15 protein-coding genes are annotated in these 15,823 nt (G+C 47.4%); 8 read left to right on the top strand and 7 right to left on the bottom strand.

Annotated elements, in window-relative coordinates; translation table 11 throughout:
• Positions 1–49: 49 nt before the first annotated feature.
• Complete coding sequence (locus PN498_RS24355) at positions 50–508, top strand: rhodanese-like domain-containing protein (RefSeq protein ID WP_272066034.1); 459 nt, start codon at positions 50–52, stop codon at positions 506–508.
• On the opposite strand, the gene PN498_RS24350 is transcribed toward PN498_RS24355, so the two are convergent.
• A complete protein-coding gene (locus PN498_RS24350; protein ID WP_272066033.1) occupies positions 466–1,125 on the bottom strand; it encodes a TIGR04282 family arsenosugar biosynthesis glycosyltransferase in 660 nt (219 codons plus the stop codon). The two genes, PN498_RS24355 and PN498_RS24350, sit on opposite strands and share 43 nt — an antisense overlap.
• Before the next feature lie 200 nt (positions 1,126–1,325).
• Between PN498_RS24350 and PN498_RS24345 the strand changes: the two genes are divergently transcribed.
• Positions 1,326–1,532 carry a hypothetical protein gene (locus PN498_RS24345; protein ID WP_272066032.1) on the top strand — a complete coding sequence of 69 codons (207 nt, stop codon included), beginning with the start codon at positions 1,326–1,328 and terminating at the stop codon, positions 1,530–1,532.
• 206 nt (positions 1,533–1,738) lie between these two features.
• Here PN498_RS24345 and PN498_RS24340 read toward each other — a convergent pair whose 3' ends face one another.
• Positions 1,739–2,755 (bottom strand): sugar transferase, encoded by a 1,017-nt coding sequence (locus tag PN498_RS24340; protein WP_442951445.1) that lies wholly within the window; start codon positions 2,753–2,755, stop codon positions 1,739–1,741.
• A gap of 305 nt (positions 2,756–3,060) precedes the next feature.
• Between PN498_RS24340 and cobM the strand changes: the two genes are divergently transcribed.
• Positions 3,061–3,876 carry a precorrin-4 C(11)-methyltransferase gene (gene cobM, locus PN498_RS24335; protein WP_272066031.1) on the top strand — a complete coding sequence of 272 codons (816 nt, stop codon included), beginning with the start codon at positions 3,061–3,063 and terminating at the stop codon, positions 3,874–3,876.
• 464 nt (positions 3,877–4,340) lie between these two features.
• Entirely contained in the window at positions 4,341–4,871 is a 531-nt protein-coding gene (locus PN498_RS24330; protein WP_272066030.1) for a gamma-glutamylcyclotransferase, read from the top strand.
• A 64-nt stretch (positions 4,872–4,935) separates the two neighbouring features.
• Here PN498_RS24330 and PN498_RS24325 read toward each other — a convergent pair whose 3' ends face one another.
• Positions 4,936–5,424 (bottom strand): DUF4168 domain-containing protein, encoded by a 489-nt coding sequence (locus PN498_RS24325; protein WP_272066029.1) that lies wholly within the window; start codon positions 5,422–5,424, stop codon positions 4,936–4,938.
• Between the two features lie 220 nt (positions 5,425–5,644).
• Positions 5,645–6,637, bottom strand: coding sequence for a DNA polymerase III subunit delta (gene holA, locus PN498_RS24320; RefSeq protein WP_272066028.1), 993 nt, complete (start codon positions 6,635–6,637; stop codon positions 5,645–5,647).
• A 68-nt stretch (positions 6,638–6,705) separates the two neighbouring features.
• Between holA and PN498_RS24315 the strand changes: the two genes are divergently transcribed.
• Positions 6,706–7,323, top strand: a complete 618-nt coding sequence (locus PN498_RS24315) for a precorrin-8X methylmutase (RefSeq protein ID WP_272066027.1) — start codon at positions 6,706–6,708, stop codon at positions 7,321–7,323.
• A complete protein-coding gene (gene cbiE / locus PN498_RS24310) occupies positions 7,320–8,558 on the top strand; it encodes a precorrin-6y C5,15-methyltransferase (decarboxylating) subunit CbiE (RefSeq protein ID WP_272066026.1) in 1,239 nt (412 codons plus the stop codon). The genes PN498_RS24315 and cbiE overlap by 4 nt, the downstream gene beginning before the upstream one ends.
• Here cbiE and PN498_RS24305 read toward each other — a convergent pair.
• Together PN498_RS24305 and PN498_RS24300 are read right to left on the bottom strand one after the other, a co-directional pair.
• The gene (locus PN498_RS24305) at positions 8,555–9,391 is read right to left on the bottom strand and encodes a type II CAAX endopeptidase family protein (RefSeq protein WP_272066025.1); all 837 of its coding nucleotides are present in this window, start codon (positions 9,389–9,391) and stop codon (positions 8,555–8,557) included. The two genes, cbiE and PN498_RS24305, sit on opposite strands and share 4 nt — an antisense overlap.
• Positions 9,392–9,792: 401 nt before the next feature.
• Positions 9,793–10,176 carry an AbrB family transcriptional regulator gene (locus tag PN498_RS24300; RefSeq protein WP_272066024.1) on the bottom strand — a complete coding sequence of 128 codons (384 nt, stop codon included), beginning with the start codon at positions 10,174–10,176 and terminating at the stop codon, positions 9,793–9,795.
• A 1,281-nt stretch (positions 10,177–11,457) separates the two neighbouring features.
• Between PN498_RS24300 and PN498_RS24295 the strand changes: the two genes are divergently transcribed.
• Positions 11,458–12,285, top strand: coding sequence for a GNAT family N-acetyltransferase (locus tag PN498_RS24295; RefSeq protein WP_272066023.1), 828 nt, complete (start codon positions 11,458–11,460; stop codon positions 12,283–12,285).
• 17 nt (positions 12,286–12,302) lie between these two features.
• On the top strand, positions 12,303–13,202 hold the full coding sequence (locus PN498_RS24290) for a LysR family transcriptional regulator (protein ID WP_272066022.1): 900 nt from the start codon (positions 12,303–12,305) through the stop codon (positions 13,200–13,202).
• 444 nt (positions 13,203–13,646) lie between these two features.
• On the opposite strand, the gene hemL is transcribed toward PN498_RS24290, so the two are convergent.
• Positions 13,647–14,948: a glutamate-1-semialdehyde 2,1-aminomutase gene (hemL, locus tag PN498_RS24285; protein ID WP_272066021.1), complete on the bottom strand. Its 1,302-nt coding sequence runs from the start codon at positions 14,946–14,948 to the stop codon at positions 13,647–13,649.
• Between the last annotated feature and the right edge of the window lie 875 nt (positions 14,949–15,823).

Below are 15,823 nucleotides of genomic sequence, written 5' to 3'. Positions count from 1 at the left end.
CCTGCAAGCACCCTGAAACCATCACACGTCACCTCATTCCACATTACCGATGCCGTTCATCCTAAAATCCCTGCGAAATTTGGCCTGGATCTGGGTCAAGCGATGGGTGCGCCGTCAGTTCCCTCAGGTACCCAGCATCTCGACTGAAGATTTAGCAGCCTGGCTGAGTCAGGATTCGCCATCTCCTGTGTTGCTTGATGTGCGCCATGAAGAAGAGTACGCAGTCAGTCACTTGCCGGGTGCTCGTCGGTTGACAACTGTTGAAGCTGTTCAGCGCAGCCATATTTCACCAGAGATGCCTCTAGTTCTCTACTGTTCAGTGGGCTATCGTTCAGCTCGACTTGCCGAACGTCTGCAAGCAGCAGGCTATAACCACGTGGTGAATTTAGAAGGATCTATTTTTGAGTGGCACAACCAAGGGCGTCCTCTTGTGACCGACCAAGGGACTGTTCAAAACGTACATCCTTATGATCGCACTTGGGGCCTGCTGCTAGATTCCTCTAGGTAGCGTATCCACAGGGGTAAATCTTCAGGTCGATCAATATCAGGAAGCGATTTAAGTAACGAGGTCGAGAGACAGTAACGGTTTGCGATCGCGAGCGTCTGCTCTAATACACAACTTTGTCCCCAAGTTATTCCTTCAAATAGTTCTGGCTGCGGAGCTTTTAATCCTATTAAGTAATAGCCTCCATCTTCAGCAGGACCTAGCACGACATCACGAGTATTTAGCAATTTCAGCGCTTGAAAAATGTGCGCTTCTCCAAGGCTAGGACAATCGCTCCCCATAACCAAAATGCGACTTAGACCGTCAGCAAACCCCTGCTCAAATGCGTAGCTCAACCGCTGTCCCAAATTCCCTTCACACTGAGCTTTGAGAACAACTTGATGACCCAACCAGTCCAGCATCTGCGTTGAGGTCGCGCCAGTAAAGTGGACTTCAAAAGATAATTCCCGATGATGGTGAAGGCCTACAAATCGTTGCAGCAAATGCTCGGTCATCCGTTGCTGTAGCCACGCCGCTCCTTCTGGACCCAGTGCCGGAATCATACGAGTTTTCGTATAGCCCGGCTGAGGGAAACGAGTCATCATAAACAATCCAGTCTCAACGATGGTTGCCCTTCCCATGGATCCTCAAACCAAAATTCTCTCTTCAATGTAAAGTTATTTGAATCTTTTTGCCATGTGTCTCAGTAAAAAATCTAACTAACGGTTGACTAAGTGCTTGATTATTCACTGGCAATGGTCCGACCCAGCTGAAATAGTGGCTGACTGAATAAAGCGTAAGCGGTCTGCTGGAAGAATTAATCAGCAGTAACAAAAGGTTTATGGGATCTCGTAACGTCAGTCCCATTGGTGCGTTTAAGAAACTCAACCTAGTGGAGCGATCGCACCTACCATTCGCAATTCTGAGCTTGCGTCATTGGAGTCAGGGCTATAAAGCTAGGTCAGTCTGGTGGTCATTTGGCATGAACGTTGCCATTTTCAAAGCGGCTGCTTGCTTAGATCACTCTGAACTAAGCACTTTGAACTAAGCAATTGAGTAATGCTGATATGCCGGCAAATGGCCCACTAACACCACTATGCAAAATTCAGAATTCAAAATACTCTACTCTTCGAGAACGCCAAAGGCGAACAAGAAGAGCAAAGCTCCATGGATTCAAAATTCAAAACTAAGGTGGATCAGCTTTCCCAATGTTTTGAATAGTGAGCCTATTTCTGTCATTGAGCCAGTGAAGCCTTACGCAGCACCAGATTCCTTCGTGAACAAGACGAGGACGGTTTTAACAATGAGCTTGATGTCATACATCAGACTCCAATTCTCCTGATACCGCATATCTAAGCGAATGACATCTTCAAACTTTTTGATTGTAGACCGTCCACTGACCTGCCACTCTCCGGTTAGACCCGGCTTGACATTCAGTCTTTGCCAGGCCGGTACTTCGTAATCTTCAATTTCAGCAGGCGTTGGCGGTCGAGTGCCTACCAGGCTCATGTCGCCCTTCAATACATTCCAGAATTGAGGGAACTCATCCAAGCTGCTTTTCCGCAGAAACCGTCCTACTTTCGTCACGCGCGGATCGTTTTCATTCTTAAAGAGCGGTCCCTCAACCTCATTTTTAACAGTCTCTTTTAGCGACTCGGCATCGACAACCATAGAGCGGAACTTCCAAATCTGAAAGCGGCGCCCCATCCAAGAACAGCGGATTTGGCTGAAGAGAATAGGACCGGGATCGTCAATATAAATCGCGATCGCGATCGGGATGTATAGCAAAGACGTGATAATCAAGCCAATGAGTCCGCCAACGATATCAATGGCTCTCTTGGCCTTAGAATTGACGGACGGATGAGTCGAAATTGTTCGCAGCTCCGATAACCGGGTAGACGACTTCTCCTCATCAGGTGTTTGCTGAGAAATGGTAAAAACTTTATCCAGGTCCGTCATGCTGAGCACCATCATGACTTGAGGTCCAACTTCCTCAAGATCGAGCGCGGCATGATTTTTTTCACACAACCGGCGACAGATAACGAGTGAACCTAGCCCACTGCTATCCATGAATGTGGTCGCACTGAAATCCAGCGTCAGTTTCTTTAAATCAGTATGGTCACGAAAGATAGCCTGACAAATTTGTTGGAAACTAACCGCCTCGGTGACTGTTAACGATTCTGGAATATGAACAGTGCAGGTTCCATCGGTAAAGCTCGTTGTTATAGAGGGGGGGGTCGGATTTGGAAGCATGTTAGTCGTCATTTCCATGCAAAGTTACCAATGAAGAGGTCTATATCAATAGATCAAGCAATTAAATTGAAAAATACTGAGCCTTGTGAACAGACTCGTTTTGAACTTTATGGAGAAATCTTGACTGATAGAGGATTGTCTAACTGTATTTGTTGATCTCTCCTGTTTTCTCTATTGGTACAGGCTGAAGAATACGCTTCAGGACTTTCTCGTTTAGAATGCCCAAAATAACCGTTAAAGGCACCCTTTGACTCTCAGCCTTATCGCTGTGCTGGGCGATTTATGAGTTGGTTGTAACAAACAGAAACGACATTGCTGCTTCTATGACACTTTCCACTTCAGAAACGCCTGCTTCAGGGTCGTTCGCCCTTTGTCCCAAGGTCTATATTCTGGGAGCCGGTCCTGGTGCTCCTGACCTCATGACTGTCAGGGGACAAAGACTATTGCAGCAGGCTGATGTTGTCGTTTATGCCAATTCCCTTGTGCCGCCGCAGATATTGGAATGGACCCGTGACGATGCTGAAAAGATCGGCACCGCCAGCATGACATTGGAGACGATTCTGCCCGTAATGATTGACCGAGTTAGAGCAGGAAAGTCAGTTGTGCGGCTCCATTCGGGAGATCCCAGCCTTTATAGTGCGATCCACGAGCAGATACAGGCATTGGCTGAAGCCCAGATTTCATTCGAAGTTGTTCCTGGTATTAGTGCTTTTCAGGCAGCCGCAGCCCAACTCAACGCAGAATTGACCATTCCCAATTTAGTCCAGTCCATAATTCTGACGCGCATCAGTGGCCGCACAGACGTTCCTAAGACTGAGGAATTGGCATCTTTAGCGGCTCATCGAGCCAGCCTGTGTCTTTATCTCAGTGCTCGTCATGTTGTTGCGTCCCAAACTCAGCTCCTACAGCACTATCCTCCCGACACTCCAGTTGCGGTTTGCTTTCGGATTGGGTGGCCTGATGAAAGAATTTGGCTGGTGCCCCTAGCGGAAATGGTTGAGGTCACTCAGCGAGAAAACCTTGTCCGCACGACGCTTTATCTTATTAGTCCTGCTTTAGCTGCAGCCAAGGCGCGTTCCCGACTGTATAACCCTGAGCATAGTCATCTTTTTCGATCTCGCGAACGGGTTAAAGGTTGATAAAAATGAGTTGAGAAGTAAGCTTTGAAATTCAAGCGCAGTCTAGTTCTACAGCCGTCGCTAGTACACTACGGCAGAAATAGGTTCACCTTGTAAAACACTCGGAAAGCTTATCTACCTTAGTTTTGTAGAGCTTTGCTCTTCTCGCAGAGTATTCTGAATTCCGCGTAGCGGTACGAGTTTCGTCAAGACAGACGGCAACACAACCTATTTCTTAGTTAATGCTGGTGTGCTCTGCGAGAAGACAACGCCTACACTGTCTTCTACGCTTACCTACAAATCCCCCTATTTTGAATACCGACAAGGCGCTAGCGTCGATCTCTAAAGCTATATCACTGGTTTAAATCCGTTAACTTTCCCTGCACTAGTAATCTACGGTAAGTCAATCGGGATATAGTAGTTTAATCAGGATCCTCGACATGAATTCTGATAGAATCCCTAGATAAACAACACGGAAGTTGGTTATGACGGTTCGGACTCTTTCTTTAGCAAATTTGGAAGAATCTAGCTTTTACTATTTTGCTTATGGTTCTTGCATGTGTCCTGTTGATTTGAAGCGATCGCTTGGCGAGAACACTCATCACTACGTCATTGGCCCTGCAACCTTGCCTGGTTACCGCCTTGGCTTTTTCAGAAAATCAGAACGTCGTAACTGCGGTGTATTAGATGTTGTTAGGGATACTCATCATTCTGTTGAGGGTGTGCTGTATCGTTTGCCTGAACGTCTGAGCAGTCTCTTGGATGAGCGAGAAGTAGGATACAGTCACGAATTAGTTTCAGTGCAGCATTCGCATCGAATGTATCGAAACGTTCGAACCTACACAGTACAGGAGAAGTTGTCTCAAGAAATTGCTCCCAATGACTGGTATTTCAGCGTGGTTCTTCGTGGCGCTCATACCTGTGGTCTTCCTGAGACCTATTATTGGAAGCTGTTTGATCACATGCACCATTTGCAACGTAGGCAAACGCTTCAACCATTGTGGAAGATGGCTTAAGAAGGAACACGATAGATCGTGTTCCTTCACCGTTCAAGGATCCTATAACGGGGCTGTGATTGCTCTACTCGCTTTGTTGCTGTAAGCGAATCAACTCTTGCTGAATTCGCTCGAATATGGTCGAGTCTTCTGCATGAGCCTGTGTGATCTCATTGAAACGGCGGGGAGATAGACCTGCTGCTTCAACGGCATCTTGAGATTGGTTACAGTATTGAGTCAAGATGGAGCGCACATCTCGGCGGACGGAACGAGGTACGTCTGAAATATTGTCGGGATCTGAACAACTAATATTGATCTCGCTGATGTCCATATTGACTGTCAGCAAGATGTCTTTGATCTGCGTGTAGGCAGCGTTTCGATACTGATCAATCAAAAGCACTGCTCGGGCATATTGGTTGATTTCTTCGTTCGTGATGCTCGACTGAGCGATCGCGGCCTGCGTTGTCAAAGGCAGTTCTGTTACTGACGCGATCGGCAGTCCTACAATTCCTAACCAACTTGATATCAGCCCTATCGCCAGCAATTTCGAAGTTTTCCGTGGTCGAAAAGACATTTGTTTTGCTAAATGACTGGTCATAAACCTGAAGACTCAAAAAAAGATCAGTAGTGGACAACAATAACTCGTCTAACTTCTTAAGGCGAATTTATAACGAGAGCTTAAGAAGCTTTAACGTCAGTCAAGGCAATGCATCTCAGGAAACCGACTGCCGTTAGTTTCCGTACCGTTCATAAATTACCCCTTATTCTAGTCAAGCATGGAGATAGAGCGAATGCTAGCCATAGGGATTTTTGATGGTTTGGGCAATCTCAATCAATTTTGTTTGTAAAAGAGCCACTTCATCTTGCCCAATCTTGAGACCTGCTTCCAACTCTAATAGATGCACTAGCGTTTTCCGTAGACTTGCAAGTCGCAGAGGAGCGACTTCCTTTTGTAGGAAATAAATCCGTTTGGGATTGCTAATCTCGGCTGCTTTAGCAATGGTTTGTGGGTCTCTGTTGCCCGCTTCTACCATCGCTTTGACCCATAGCCAAGTGCGAAATTGACCAACAAGAGTTGAGACGATGCGAAGGGCAGGTTCGTTCCGATTTAGCAAATCAGACAACAGACCGAGTGCCTGGTCGGTTTTCCCCTCTCGCAGGGCAGCGGCCAATTTCAAGCTATTTTGGGTGCTGATGGTGACTAGCGAAGTCACCGTGTCAGCATCAATGGCTTCGGCGCGATCGCCCCAGTAAACCGACAACTTTTCTAACTCCAACATTAATTGACGAGTTTGATTACCCACGGCTTCGACTAGCAAATGGGTTGCCTCTGGGGTCAACGTGAGTCCTTTATCTTGGGCTGCTTTTTCAACTCGTTTGGCAATCTGGTCTGTTTTCCAGGGTGGAATTGTACTGAATTCGCGAACCTCACCGTACTTCTGCAAGAGTTTTGTGAATTTTGAGCGACCGTCTGGTTTTTGACGACTGCTCATCAGAAAAATACTAGAGTCTGGCAACTTAGGTAGCGTGCGCTCGAATTCTTTCAAGACAACCTCACTGCATCGCTGTCCTAATGTCGTCTCTGCCAGCCAGACAAAGCGTTTACCTGTGCCAAAGGGCGGTGTCATTGCTTGATTAAGAGCCGTAATGGGACCTTCGGTGTCGTCGCTAGAGAGTTTGTCATAATTGAAGCTGCTCCAAGCTGCATCAATTGACCGATCTCGGAGTTGTGCGATCGTACGATTCATTTCGAAATCGTCTTCGCCCCAAAAGAAATAGATAGCCATACCTGCTGAAGCGTCACTTAAAGGGATTCGAACCTTTAAGATCTTAAAACTGACGATTGCATATTGTGATGCCTCTTGTACTCGAACATCCCATCCTGCGACAGAGTTTCACCATTATTGATCAAGAGATCGGGCAGCATGGCTTTTCCCAGGAAGAGTACGCCATTTTGAGACGGGTCATTCACAGCACCGCAGATTTTGAATTTGTTCGTCTTCTCTCTATTTCGCCCAATGCTGTTCATTGCGGAAAAAGGGCTTTGCTGGCTGGGTGTCCCATTGTCGTTGATGTTGGCATGGTCCGGCAGGGGTGCCAAGGTATGGTACAGCGAACCTCCAAAAATAGGCTTGTGACCGCAGTTGAGATGGCTGAAAAAGCCGAACCTGGTAGGACTCGAACAGAAACTGGCCTCTTGCAGGCGTATGAGCAGTTTCCAGATGCCCTCTATGTCATTGGCAATGCACCCACAGCGTTAAAGGCACTGTGCGATCGCGTGGCAGTCTCCAACGCGAAGCCAGCGTTGATTATCGGTGTTCCTGTTGGGTTCGTTGGCGTTCTGGAAGCAAAGCAGCAGTTAGCCACTCTAGCCGTGCCGCAAATTCGTACTGCGGGGCGCAAGGGGGGATCTTCTGTCGCAGCAGCAATTTTGAATGCGCTGCTGGTTCTAGCTTGGGAAGCACAATCGTGACGCCTATTCAGGTTATTGGGATCGGCCTAGAGGGGGCTTGTGGTCTACCGGCTGAAGTGCTTGACATTATTGAACAAGCAGTCGTTTTAGCCGGTAGCGATCGCCACCTCAGCTATTTTCCCCATCACTCCGCTCAACGTTGGCCGATTGCTGATTTAGAAACTCGGCTACAGGATTATTTGCAGCAGGATCAAGGAGGCATCATTGCTGTTTTAACCTCCGGCGATCCTCTATTTTTTGGCTTAGGTCGGCAGCTATTACAGGCTTTGCCTGCCGATGCCATAACGTTTCATCCCCATGTGAGTTCTCTGCAGCTAGCGTTCAACCGGGTCAAATTACCTTGGCAAAATGCTTGTTTAGTGAGCGCCCATGGTCGATCTCTTGATCGTTTGGAACAGGCACTCAAGCGGGGATCTGCTCTGATTGGCGTGTTGACAGATGGTGTGAATACCCCAAGTGCGATCGCTCGCCTTGTCCGCTCCTTAGCCTTGCCAACCCCCTATCGCATTTGGATATGTGAGAATTTAGGCGGGATGGATGAGCGCGTTCAAGTCCTATCCCTTGAAGTGGCTCAGCAGATGACCGTACGACCGCTCAATGTGGTGATCCTCCAGCGAGTCGAGCCACAATCACTACCTGCTGATCTCCCTGTTTTCGGTATTCCTGATTCAGCGTTTCTCAGTTTTCAAGACCGTCCAGGACTCATGACAAAGCGAGAAGTCCGAGTTCAAGTTCTAGCAGCACTCGGTTTACATCCCAATCACACTGTTTGGGATATTGGAGCGGGCACAGGCAGCGTGAGCATTGAAACGGCTCGTTTGGTTCCCCAAGGGAATGTTTGGGCGATCGAAAAAACGGCTATGGGATGCGAGCTGATTTGCCAAAACGCTCAGCGCTTCGACATCGAGAACATTAGGATTGTCCGGGGTCAAGCTCCTGAGTGCCTGGGAGAACTTCCCGATCCCCATCGAGTTTTTGTGGGGGGAAGTGGCCAGCACCTTACCGCAATTCTTGACTATTGCGCTCAACGATTGAGATCGAAAGGCCACATTGTTGTGGCCCTAGCAACCTTGGAAAATATGTCAGAGATGACCCGCTGGTTGCAGCTTCAGAACGAGTGGCAGGGCAACTATCTGCAAGTTGCGCTTTCCCGGTCTGTAGCCGTTGGAGCATTGACACGCTGGACGCCTCTCAACCCAGTTATCTTGGTCTGTCTATCCCATAAAGGCCTCTAAGCCAGTGATCTGGAAAGTTGCCAAACTAGGCCAGCAGTTCCACCTAGCAGCAGTAAATCCCAGACGTCAGTTAGGGGCTGTTCTGCCCGCCCGGTCAGCCATATGGGTTTTTGATCCACTGGCTGAGGGTGCAGGTACTCACTGATCACAGCAAGACTCCAAACCCATCCTGCATGAAGGCCCCAGGCTAAGGCTAAATTGCCATCGTTGGCCCAACGGGCAACAACGAGCACCCAACCTAACAAAAAGAGACCGGGCTGTTGCCACAACCCGAGGCGATCATCCCAAACCAAATGAGCAGCAGCAAATACAAAACTTCCTAAGGTAGCCGCTATCCAAGGGGCAAATGCGGTTTCCAGTTGAGTCTGCATCCACCCTCTAAAAACCAGTTCTTCGACTCCACCGATCCAAAGGCTTAGTAGCAAAAGACCCGTTGCGACTAAGACAGTTCGTGGCGTTATCTGGGCTGAAGTACTGCTGCTACCCCCTTGATTAAAAGAAATCAGACGAATCAGTCTCTTGAACCACAGCATGAGAAATAAGCCTGCGATCGCAACACCTAGACCCAGGAACAGCGATCGCAAACTAGCTAAATCGAACTGTATGCCAATGTCCCGCCACGACTGAGCAAGCAGGCGATTGGCACCCCAAATAACACAAGGAGCTAATCCATAAAGAGGAAGCAGTAGAAATATTTTCTGGTCTGGAGACGTTTTTTGGAATGGACGCCATTCGAACTTTTTGAAGAGAGGAAAAGCGATCGCTCCCCAAATACCAACCCATACTAGAAAAAAGGTCAGTATGATTAGCAAAGTCTCCGCTTGATGAGCCATCAAATCTATTTCCTTTTAGATCACTCAGCAAAATGCCATCGACCCGTCATCAATCTCTGCTGCGATAAAAATGCTGACCCACGATTGAAAATTGTGTCTCTTCGACACCGAGGGAACACCCAAGTAGTATATCCTTACCAAGGCCAATATAAATGACGGTTTACGTTCGCGAAGAATTTTATAGACGACAAACCTGACCTCCGAAACTGAAGAACATATGGGGAAGTCAGGTAATTATCGCCTTCAACAGGGCTAGATTTCCACAGTAGAGAAATACTCAGAAACCATCTGGCTCTTTTTGTCAAAACTCTAGGAATAGACTACCGTGCTTCATGAGCAAGCGAAGCCCTAACCGACCAACAACTGTGGTAAGAATCTCAACAGCTGTGGAAAATGATTACTTATTCAGGCTCAACATCATCATCCAGCTGAATCAAGTGGATATGTTTATAACCGAGCTTGATTTCAAACTCGTCTCCTGGTTTTAATCCCATTTCATCAGTGTAAGTGGAGCCAATAACAATTTGGCCGTTTTTATGAACGCTAACTCGATAGGTTGGTTCGCGCCCACGACCATCTTTCCCCTTCTCAGGATCGAGTTGAATACCCCTGGCTTCTAACAAAGCATCATAGAAACCTGTCACATCGACTCGGATTTGGCCGTCTTTGGTTGTAGTGTAGTAGCCGCACTCTCTAGCTTTTTCACGCTTAGTCAGGTGAGACAGATCTTTCACTCTCTGTAGTAACGCCTTACCCGTTAGCGCATCTGTTTTCGTACTTGTCATCGGTTAGGAAACCTCTCCGTCACAGCTGTCATCAAAGAAATAGAAGTATGTTGCGGTTGCTTGTCAGCTATTGAATGCATGAAATCTCTAGCAGATCATAGAAAGACACTTTTAGATGTCTAGCCAAGAATACGGTGATATATTCATGGGCGAACCAACCGTATTATATTCATTCATTTCAAAACTGAGCACTCAAATTGTATTAGAAATTATACGTCTAAGTGAGAACTATAAACATCAGAGAAAGACAAACTTGCATAAAATGGTAGTTGGATTCGCAAACGGTAGCTCTGCATTGTAGATGACCTTACTAAAACTATTTCATGAGATTGCGGAAAGAGTATTCCCATGGTCAGCTTTGAGGCAATAGGGTTGATGGGAAACTTCTTTACATAATCGCAGGAGACCCAATTTATCTCGCTGGCTAGTCAATATATTATGTAAGAGAGTATACGTATAGCGGATGTGCTATCGACCTTAATATCTGTCAGTCAGATTGCATAAGTCCACTGTTGAGGGTGATTCAGAAACGCTCTGGAATCCTGCTGGAAAAATATCCTCTCAGTTATCAGTCGGCTGTGATAAGCCCGTACACTTGTGACATCTCAATGCTTGTGTTTCTTTCGTCAAGATTTGGTAAATATCTCAAGTTTTTTTCCTGTTTGGATTCGTTTGAAAGGCTAGCAGCCTTTGCCAGCCAAATAGTATAGGGCATCCATTAGCCATAGCACTTGGTTGAGTTGCCAATATATATAAGCAAGACCGTTTGTGGACATGAGTCAAACTTTTAGTCAACAGACTTGTCCGTGCCGTGAACGCTGCTTTGGATTCTTGAAATTTTGTATTCTGAAAAGCCTCTCAAGTTGGCATGGCCCGAGAAAATGATTTTTCCATGGGTGTGGTTGGTGCCTATTTACCACAAGCTTCTCTATCAATTCAAGAAGAATACAAGCATGGGATGTTTTCTGCTAGAGCGGATAGTATCGAATCAGCTTTTTCTATTCCATTGAGTTCGATCGCTCACTATTTTCAGCAAAAAATCTGCCTAAATTCCCAAACAAAATACGACACCGTAACATTGATATGCTTTTAAGGCAACTCTCTAATTGTTGAAAAGGGACATCAGTAAGCTTTGGTAAACTTCTTTAGACCTTGTTCATCATTACATGTGAACTTTTTCTTTCTGATTTTGAAGGTCTGTGAGATTTCTGTCATAAACTAACGTTTGCTTTCCTCCTTTTACTGATCAATAACCTCATGTCAGATTACGTGATCAAAAAGATGTCTTCCGGTGATCTTGAAAAGGCGATCGCATGGGCCGCTGATGAAGGCTGGAACCCTGGTTTGCGGGATGCTCATTGCTTTTATGTCGCAGACCCTGATGGCTTTTTGATGGGATTTCTAGATGGGGAACCAATCGCATCTATTTCAGCCGTTAAGTATGGGGCTGAGTTTGGCTTCATTGGCTTCTACATCGTCAAACCTGAATTCCGAGGACAGGGATATGGGTGGCAAATCTGGCAGGCCGCATTGCAGTCTCTCAAAGGCCGAATCATCGGTTTAGATGGTGTTGTTGCTCAGCAAAGTAACTACCTTAAATCGGGTTTTAAGCTGGCCTACCGCAATATTCGATATGTGGGCACTCGTGGACAGAACTCTACTGCCAACGTGTCCTCTCGTGTGATACCACTAGCCTCTTATCCAGTCGAGGCGGTTATTGCCTATGATCGCGCCTTTTTTATCGGCGATCGGGCTCAGTTCATTCACGATTGGCTGGCGCAACCTGAGCATTACGCTATTGGTTTGTTGCATCAAGATAAGCTAGCCGGATATGGCGTTCTGCGACCTTGTCGTCAGGGCTATAAGATTGGTCCTTTGTTTGCTGATACGCCTGATTTTGCAGAAGACATTTTTCAGACGCTCAAAGCTCAAATTCCCACTGGCGATTCTTTCTATCTTGATGTTCCCGAAGTGAATACTGCCGCTGTCATGCTGGCTCGCAGACATCACCTCAAAAGCATGTTTGAGACCGCTAGAATGTATATGCCGCAGATACCAGAGCTACCTACAGAGCGTATTTTTGGGGTTACGACTTTTGAATTGGGGTAATAGATAGGCGTGAGGAGATGAGTAAAGGGCAGCAATCGGGTCCTAGGCTTTCTCAAATCCGAGCATTAGTTGCCGTAGCCAGGTTTGGTAGCTTTGGCGAAGCAGCTCTGCAATTAGGACTCACTCAGCCAACCGTCAGTCACGCTATCTCTACACTGGAGGACGAATTGGGGATTATTCTCCTGGTCAGAGGTCGCCATGGTGCGCAGCTGACGCCAGCAGGCAAAGCCGTTGCTCAACAAGCTGAGGAAGTGCTGCATCTCCTGACGCAAATGCAGCAGACCGCTAATTTGCACAAAGGATTGCATGGTGGAGAAGTGCGAATTTCGACTTTTAGGGGAGCTGCGGCTAATTTGCTCCCTCCGATTGTCGCCCAGTTTCGAGAGCGACATCCTGCGATCGCAGTGACGATGCTTGAACACTACGACTTTGATCAGGTCGAGCAGCAAATTCGAGATGGTAAAGCGGACATTGGCATTACTTTTTTACCAACAGGACCTGATTTTGAGACCTACGAATTGATGCGCGATCCTTTCTGGGTGTTGCTTCCTCCTGATGTTCAAACGTCTGGGTCAACGTTGACTTGGGAGCAGGTGACTACCTTGCCACTAATGACATACCCTGAAGACAATAGCTGCTTTGTCAACGTGCACACCTACTTTCGTGAAGCGGGGTTTGATTTCAAGCCGCAGTATCAGTTCCGAGAAACTAGTACCATTCTCAGCATGGTCGCGCAGGGTTTGGGAGCCGCGATTATCCCGTCTCTCTCTGCCCACCCTGTTCCTCCGGGTGTGGGAGTCGTCCAGCTTCCCTCTCCTTTAGAGCGAACGATCGCTGCCATCTTGCTAGCAGCAGCGCTGCATCCACCCAGCGTATTCGCTTTTCTCCAAACCTTGCAGCAATACCTAGAGGATTGATGCTCTTGCAAGAGGCAGGAGCATAAGGCCATCGACAATATCGCCGTCGCCCGTTTTGATAGGACAAGGCGGCAAGTCATCTGGGCACTAAGCTGAGGGTCCGGAGGCTACTCGATGTAGACGCCTAGTGCAGCGTCAAGCTCAAAATTGTGAGTCAATCCAAATCTTGCAGTTTAGTTGAGGCTGACTGCTTTGGGCCCTTCAGCCCCCATTCTATGGGAGCCAAATCTCCGGAAGTCCCCTAGAATCGGGGATTTAAAGGGCGAATGCACGCGATTTGCTAGAGCAACGTATGGTCTGTCTCAGCACTTGCGGAGATAATCACTCATAATTTCAGAATCGGCAGACCACTAGAGGACTGAATCTATAAAACGTCATCGCCCCGGAAGGGTTGCCGAGGCGATGACATCATTAACGCTATTAAACGGTGAAAAGTGATCGCGATTACAGATCAGCGAGGACCTTACGGGCAGCAGCGATCGTCTTCTCAATGTCTTCGTCAGTGTGAGCTAGAGAAGTAAATCCAGCCTCGTATTGAGAGGGGGCTAGATAGACACCCTCTTCCAACATACCGCGATGAAAACGGCTGAACTTAGTCGTGTCCGCTTGCTTAGCATCCTCATAGTTGCGGACAGGACCTTCTGTGAAAAACAGGCCAAACATACCGCTGATGTTGCCACCACAAACGGTATGTCCTGTATCACGAGCAGCTGACAGCAAACCGTCAATCAGCTTTTTAGTGCTCGCCTCTAGTTGCTCATAGGTGCCAGGACGCTGAAGAATTTCCAGCGTTTTGATGCCAGCGGTCATCGCAAGAGGATTTCCCGATAGCGTACCTGCCTGATAAACAGGGCCTGCTGGAGCAATCATCTCCATAATGTCTCGACGCCCACCGTAAGCACCAACCGGAAGCCCACCCCCAATAATTTTGCCTAGCGTAGTCAGATCGGGCGTGACTCCAAATTTGTCCTGTACGCCACCGTATGCAATCCGAAAACCCGTCATCACTTCATCGAAAACCAGAAGTGTATCGTGCTCGCGAGTCAATTCTCGCAAGCCCTCTAGAAATCCAGGCTCAGGGGGAACAAAACCAGAGTTGCCGACGATAGGCTCTAGAATAACGCCAGCAATTTCTCCTGGATTGTCCTCAAGTAGCTTCTTAACGGCTTCTGGATCATTGTAGGGAGCTGTCAAAGTGCTTTGCGTCGCTGACTTGGGTACACCAGGAGAATCTGGTAAACCCAGGGTGGCAACCCCTGATCCAGCTTTCACCAAAAACATATCGGCGTGGCCGTGGTAGTTGCCTTCAAACTTGATAATCTTGTCACGACCTGTAAATGCTCGCATCAGGCGCAGAACAGCCATACAGGCTTCAGTTCCCGAATTCACAAATCGGACCATTTCAATGCTGGGAACGGCATTGATGACCATTTCGGCCAAAACATTTTCGAGATAACAAGGTGCCCCAAAACTGGTGCCCTTTTCAAGTGCCGAAGATAGTGCTTGTAGGACTTCAGGATGGGCATGACCGCAAATAGCAGGTCCCCAAGTGCCCACATAGTCGATGTATTGATTGTTATCTACGTCCCAAATGTAAGCGCCCTTAACCCGATCAAATACGATGGGTTGCCCGCCAACGGATTTAAAGGCACGAACGGGAGAGCTAACTCCACCCGGCATTAGATGTTGAGCAGCGGAGAAGATTTCTTCTGATCGAGTCGTTCTTAATGGGGCAGTGCTAACCAAAGCTTTTTCCTCTTAAATAGTGGTCTTAAATACGGTGTGGTGAGCGATCGCTGACCTAACCAACTCGGGCACAGGCGACTTAGCGCACACATCCACCGGCAGAAGGACTGTCTATTATCCTATCGATCGCCTCGCCGTAACTTCAGCCATGTTAAGAACTATGACTAAGACTTTGACTCAGACTGGCTGATGGACTTGGAGAACGGGCCTCAAATTCGCTCTAGCACCACTGCCGCAAGATAGAAACGTCTTTTCAAGCGTGGGGTGGATATCTTCAAGGTATGGCTCTCATCGTCTAGGCTTGTATCCCCAATAGCATCGGGCGCTGAAGGCCTCGCCCGATGGCTCGCCGTCCTGTCCTGACGGAACTGATCATGGCTATATCAGCAGTGGTTTAAGCCGCCACATCAAATTCTATCTAACAGCAGCTACGACAGAAGAAAGCTGCTTCAAATCGCGATTTTTGGTTAGAGAAGCAGATACTCCGAAATATCTCTAGAGACTCGTTTGAGGGCAGCCTGTTTGTTTGATATCTGCGACTGCCGGACCAGTATTTAGCGAGAAGAGATAAATAGCGTTAATGAATGAAATCAAAAGAATCAAGAATCTTATCCAGGAAGAAGAGCGGCTCTTATCGAACGAATAGAACTGCGTAAACACGAGTGTGTTCAAAATTGATCTGCTTGCCAATAAGTTTCAGGAAAATTGTCCGGATTTTACTCAAACTTCATGAGTACTTTACAATGGCGTGTCAAATATTCGTCAGCCATCAGGAAGTCTGAGCTTACTTTTCCAAAACTTCATTAGCAGAAGAGATTGAGATCACACCGATGACACCAAATGTCTTTAATAATGAATGATCAAGGCACTTGCTG

Origin of the sequence: Oscillatoria sp. CS-180 (assembly GCF_028330965.1) — a bacterium.
GTDB lineage: Bacteria > Cyanobacteriota > Cyanobacteriia > Phormidesmidales > Phormidesmidaceae > Halomicronema.
This window is presented reverse-complemented; position numbering and strand designations above follow the sequence as displayed.

Bases quoted from the DNA above. Each gene is read 5' to 3' on its own strand.
- PN498_RS24355 (WP_272066034.1), top strand. From the start codon at position 50: ATGCCGTTCATCCTAAAATCCCTGCGAAATTTGGCCTGGATCTGGGTC.
- PN498_RS24350 (WP_272066033.1), bottom strand. From the start codon at position 1,125: ATGGGAAGGGCAACCATCGTTGAGACTGGATTGTTTATGATGACTCGT.
- PN498_RS24345 (WP_272066032.1), top strand. From the start codon at position 1,326: ATGGGATCTCGTAACGTCAGTCCCATTGGTGCGTTTAAGAAACTCAAC.
- PN498_RS24340 (WP_442951445.1), bottom strand. From the start codon at position 2,755: ATGGAAATGACGACTAACATGCTTCCAAATCCGACCCCCCCCTCTATA.
- cobM (WP_272066031.1), top strand. From the start codon at position 3,061: ATGACACTTTCCACTTCAGAAACGCCTGCTTCAGGGTCGTTCGCCCTT.
- PN498_RS24330 (WP_272066030.1), top strand. From the start codon at position 4,341: ATGACGGTTCGGACTCTTTCTTTAGCAAATTTGGAAGAATCTAGCTTT.
- PN498_RS24325 (WP_272066029.1), bottom strand. From the start codon at position 5,424: ATGTCTTTTCGACCACGGAAAACTTCGAAATTGCTGGCGATAGGGCTG.
- holA (WP_272066028.1), bottom strand. From the start codon at position 6,637: ATGGCTATCTATTTCTTTTGGGGCGAAGACGATTTCGAAATGAATCGT.
- PN498_RS24315 (WP_272066027.1), top strand. From the start codon at position 6,706: ATGCCTCTTGTACTCGAACATCCCATCCTGCGACAGAGTTTCACCATT.
- PN498_RS24305 (WP_272066025.1), bottom strand. From the start codon at position 9,391: ATGGCTCATCAAGCGGAGACTTTGCTAATCATACTGACCTTTTTTCTA.
- PN498_RS24300 (WP_272066024.1), bottom strand. From the start codon at position 10,176: ATGACAAGTACGAAAACAGATGCGCTAACGGGTAAGGCGTTACTACAG.
- PN498_RS24295 (WP_272066023.1), top strand. From the start codon at position 11,458: ATGTCTTCCGGTGATCTTGAAAAGGCGATCGCATGGGCCGCTGATGAA.
- PN498_RS24290 (WP_272066022.1), top strand. From the start codon at position 12,303: ATGAGTAAAGGGCAGCAATCGGGTCCTAGGCTTTCTCAAATCCGAGCA.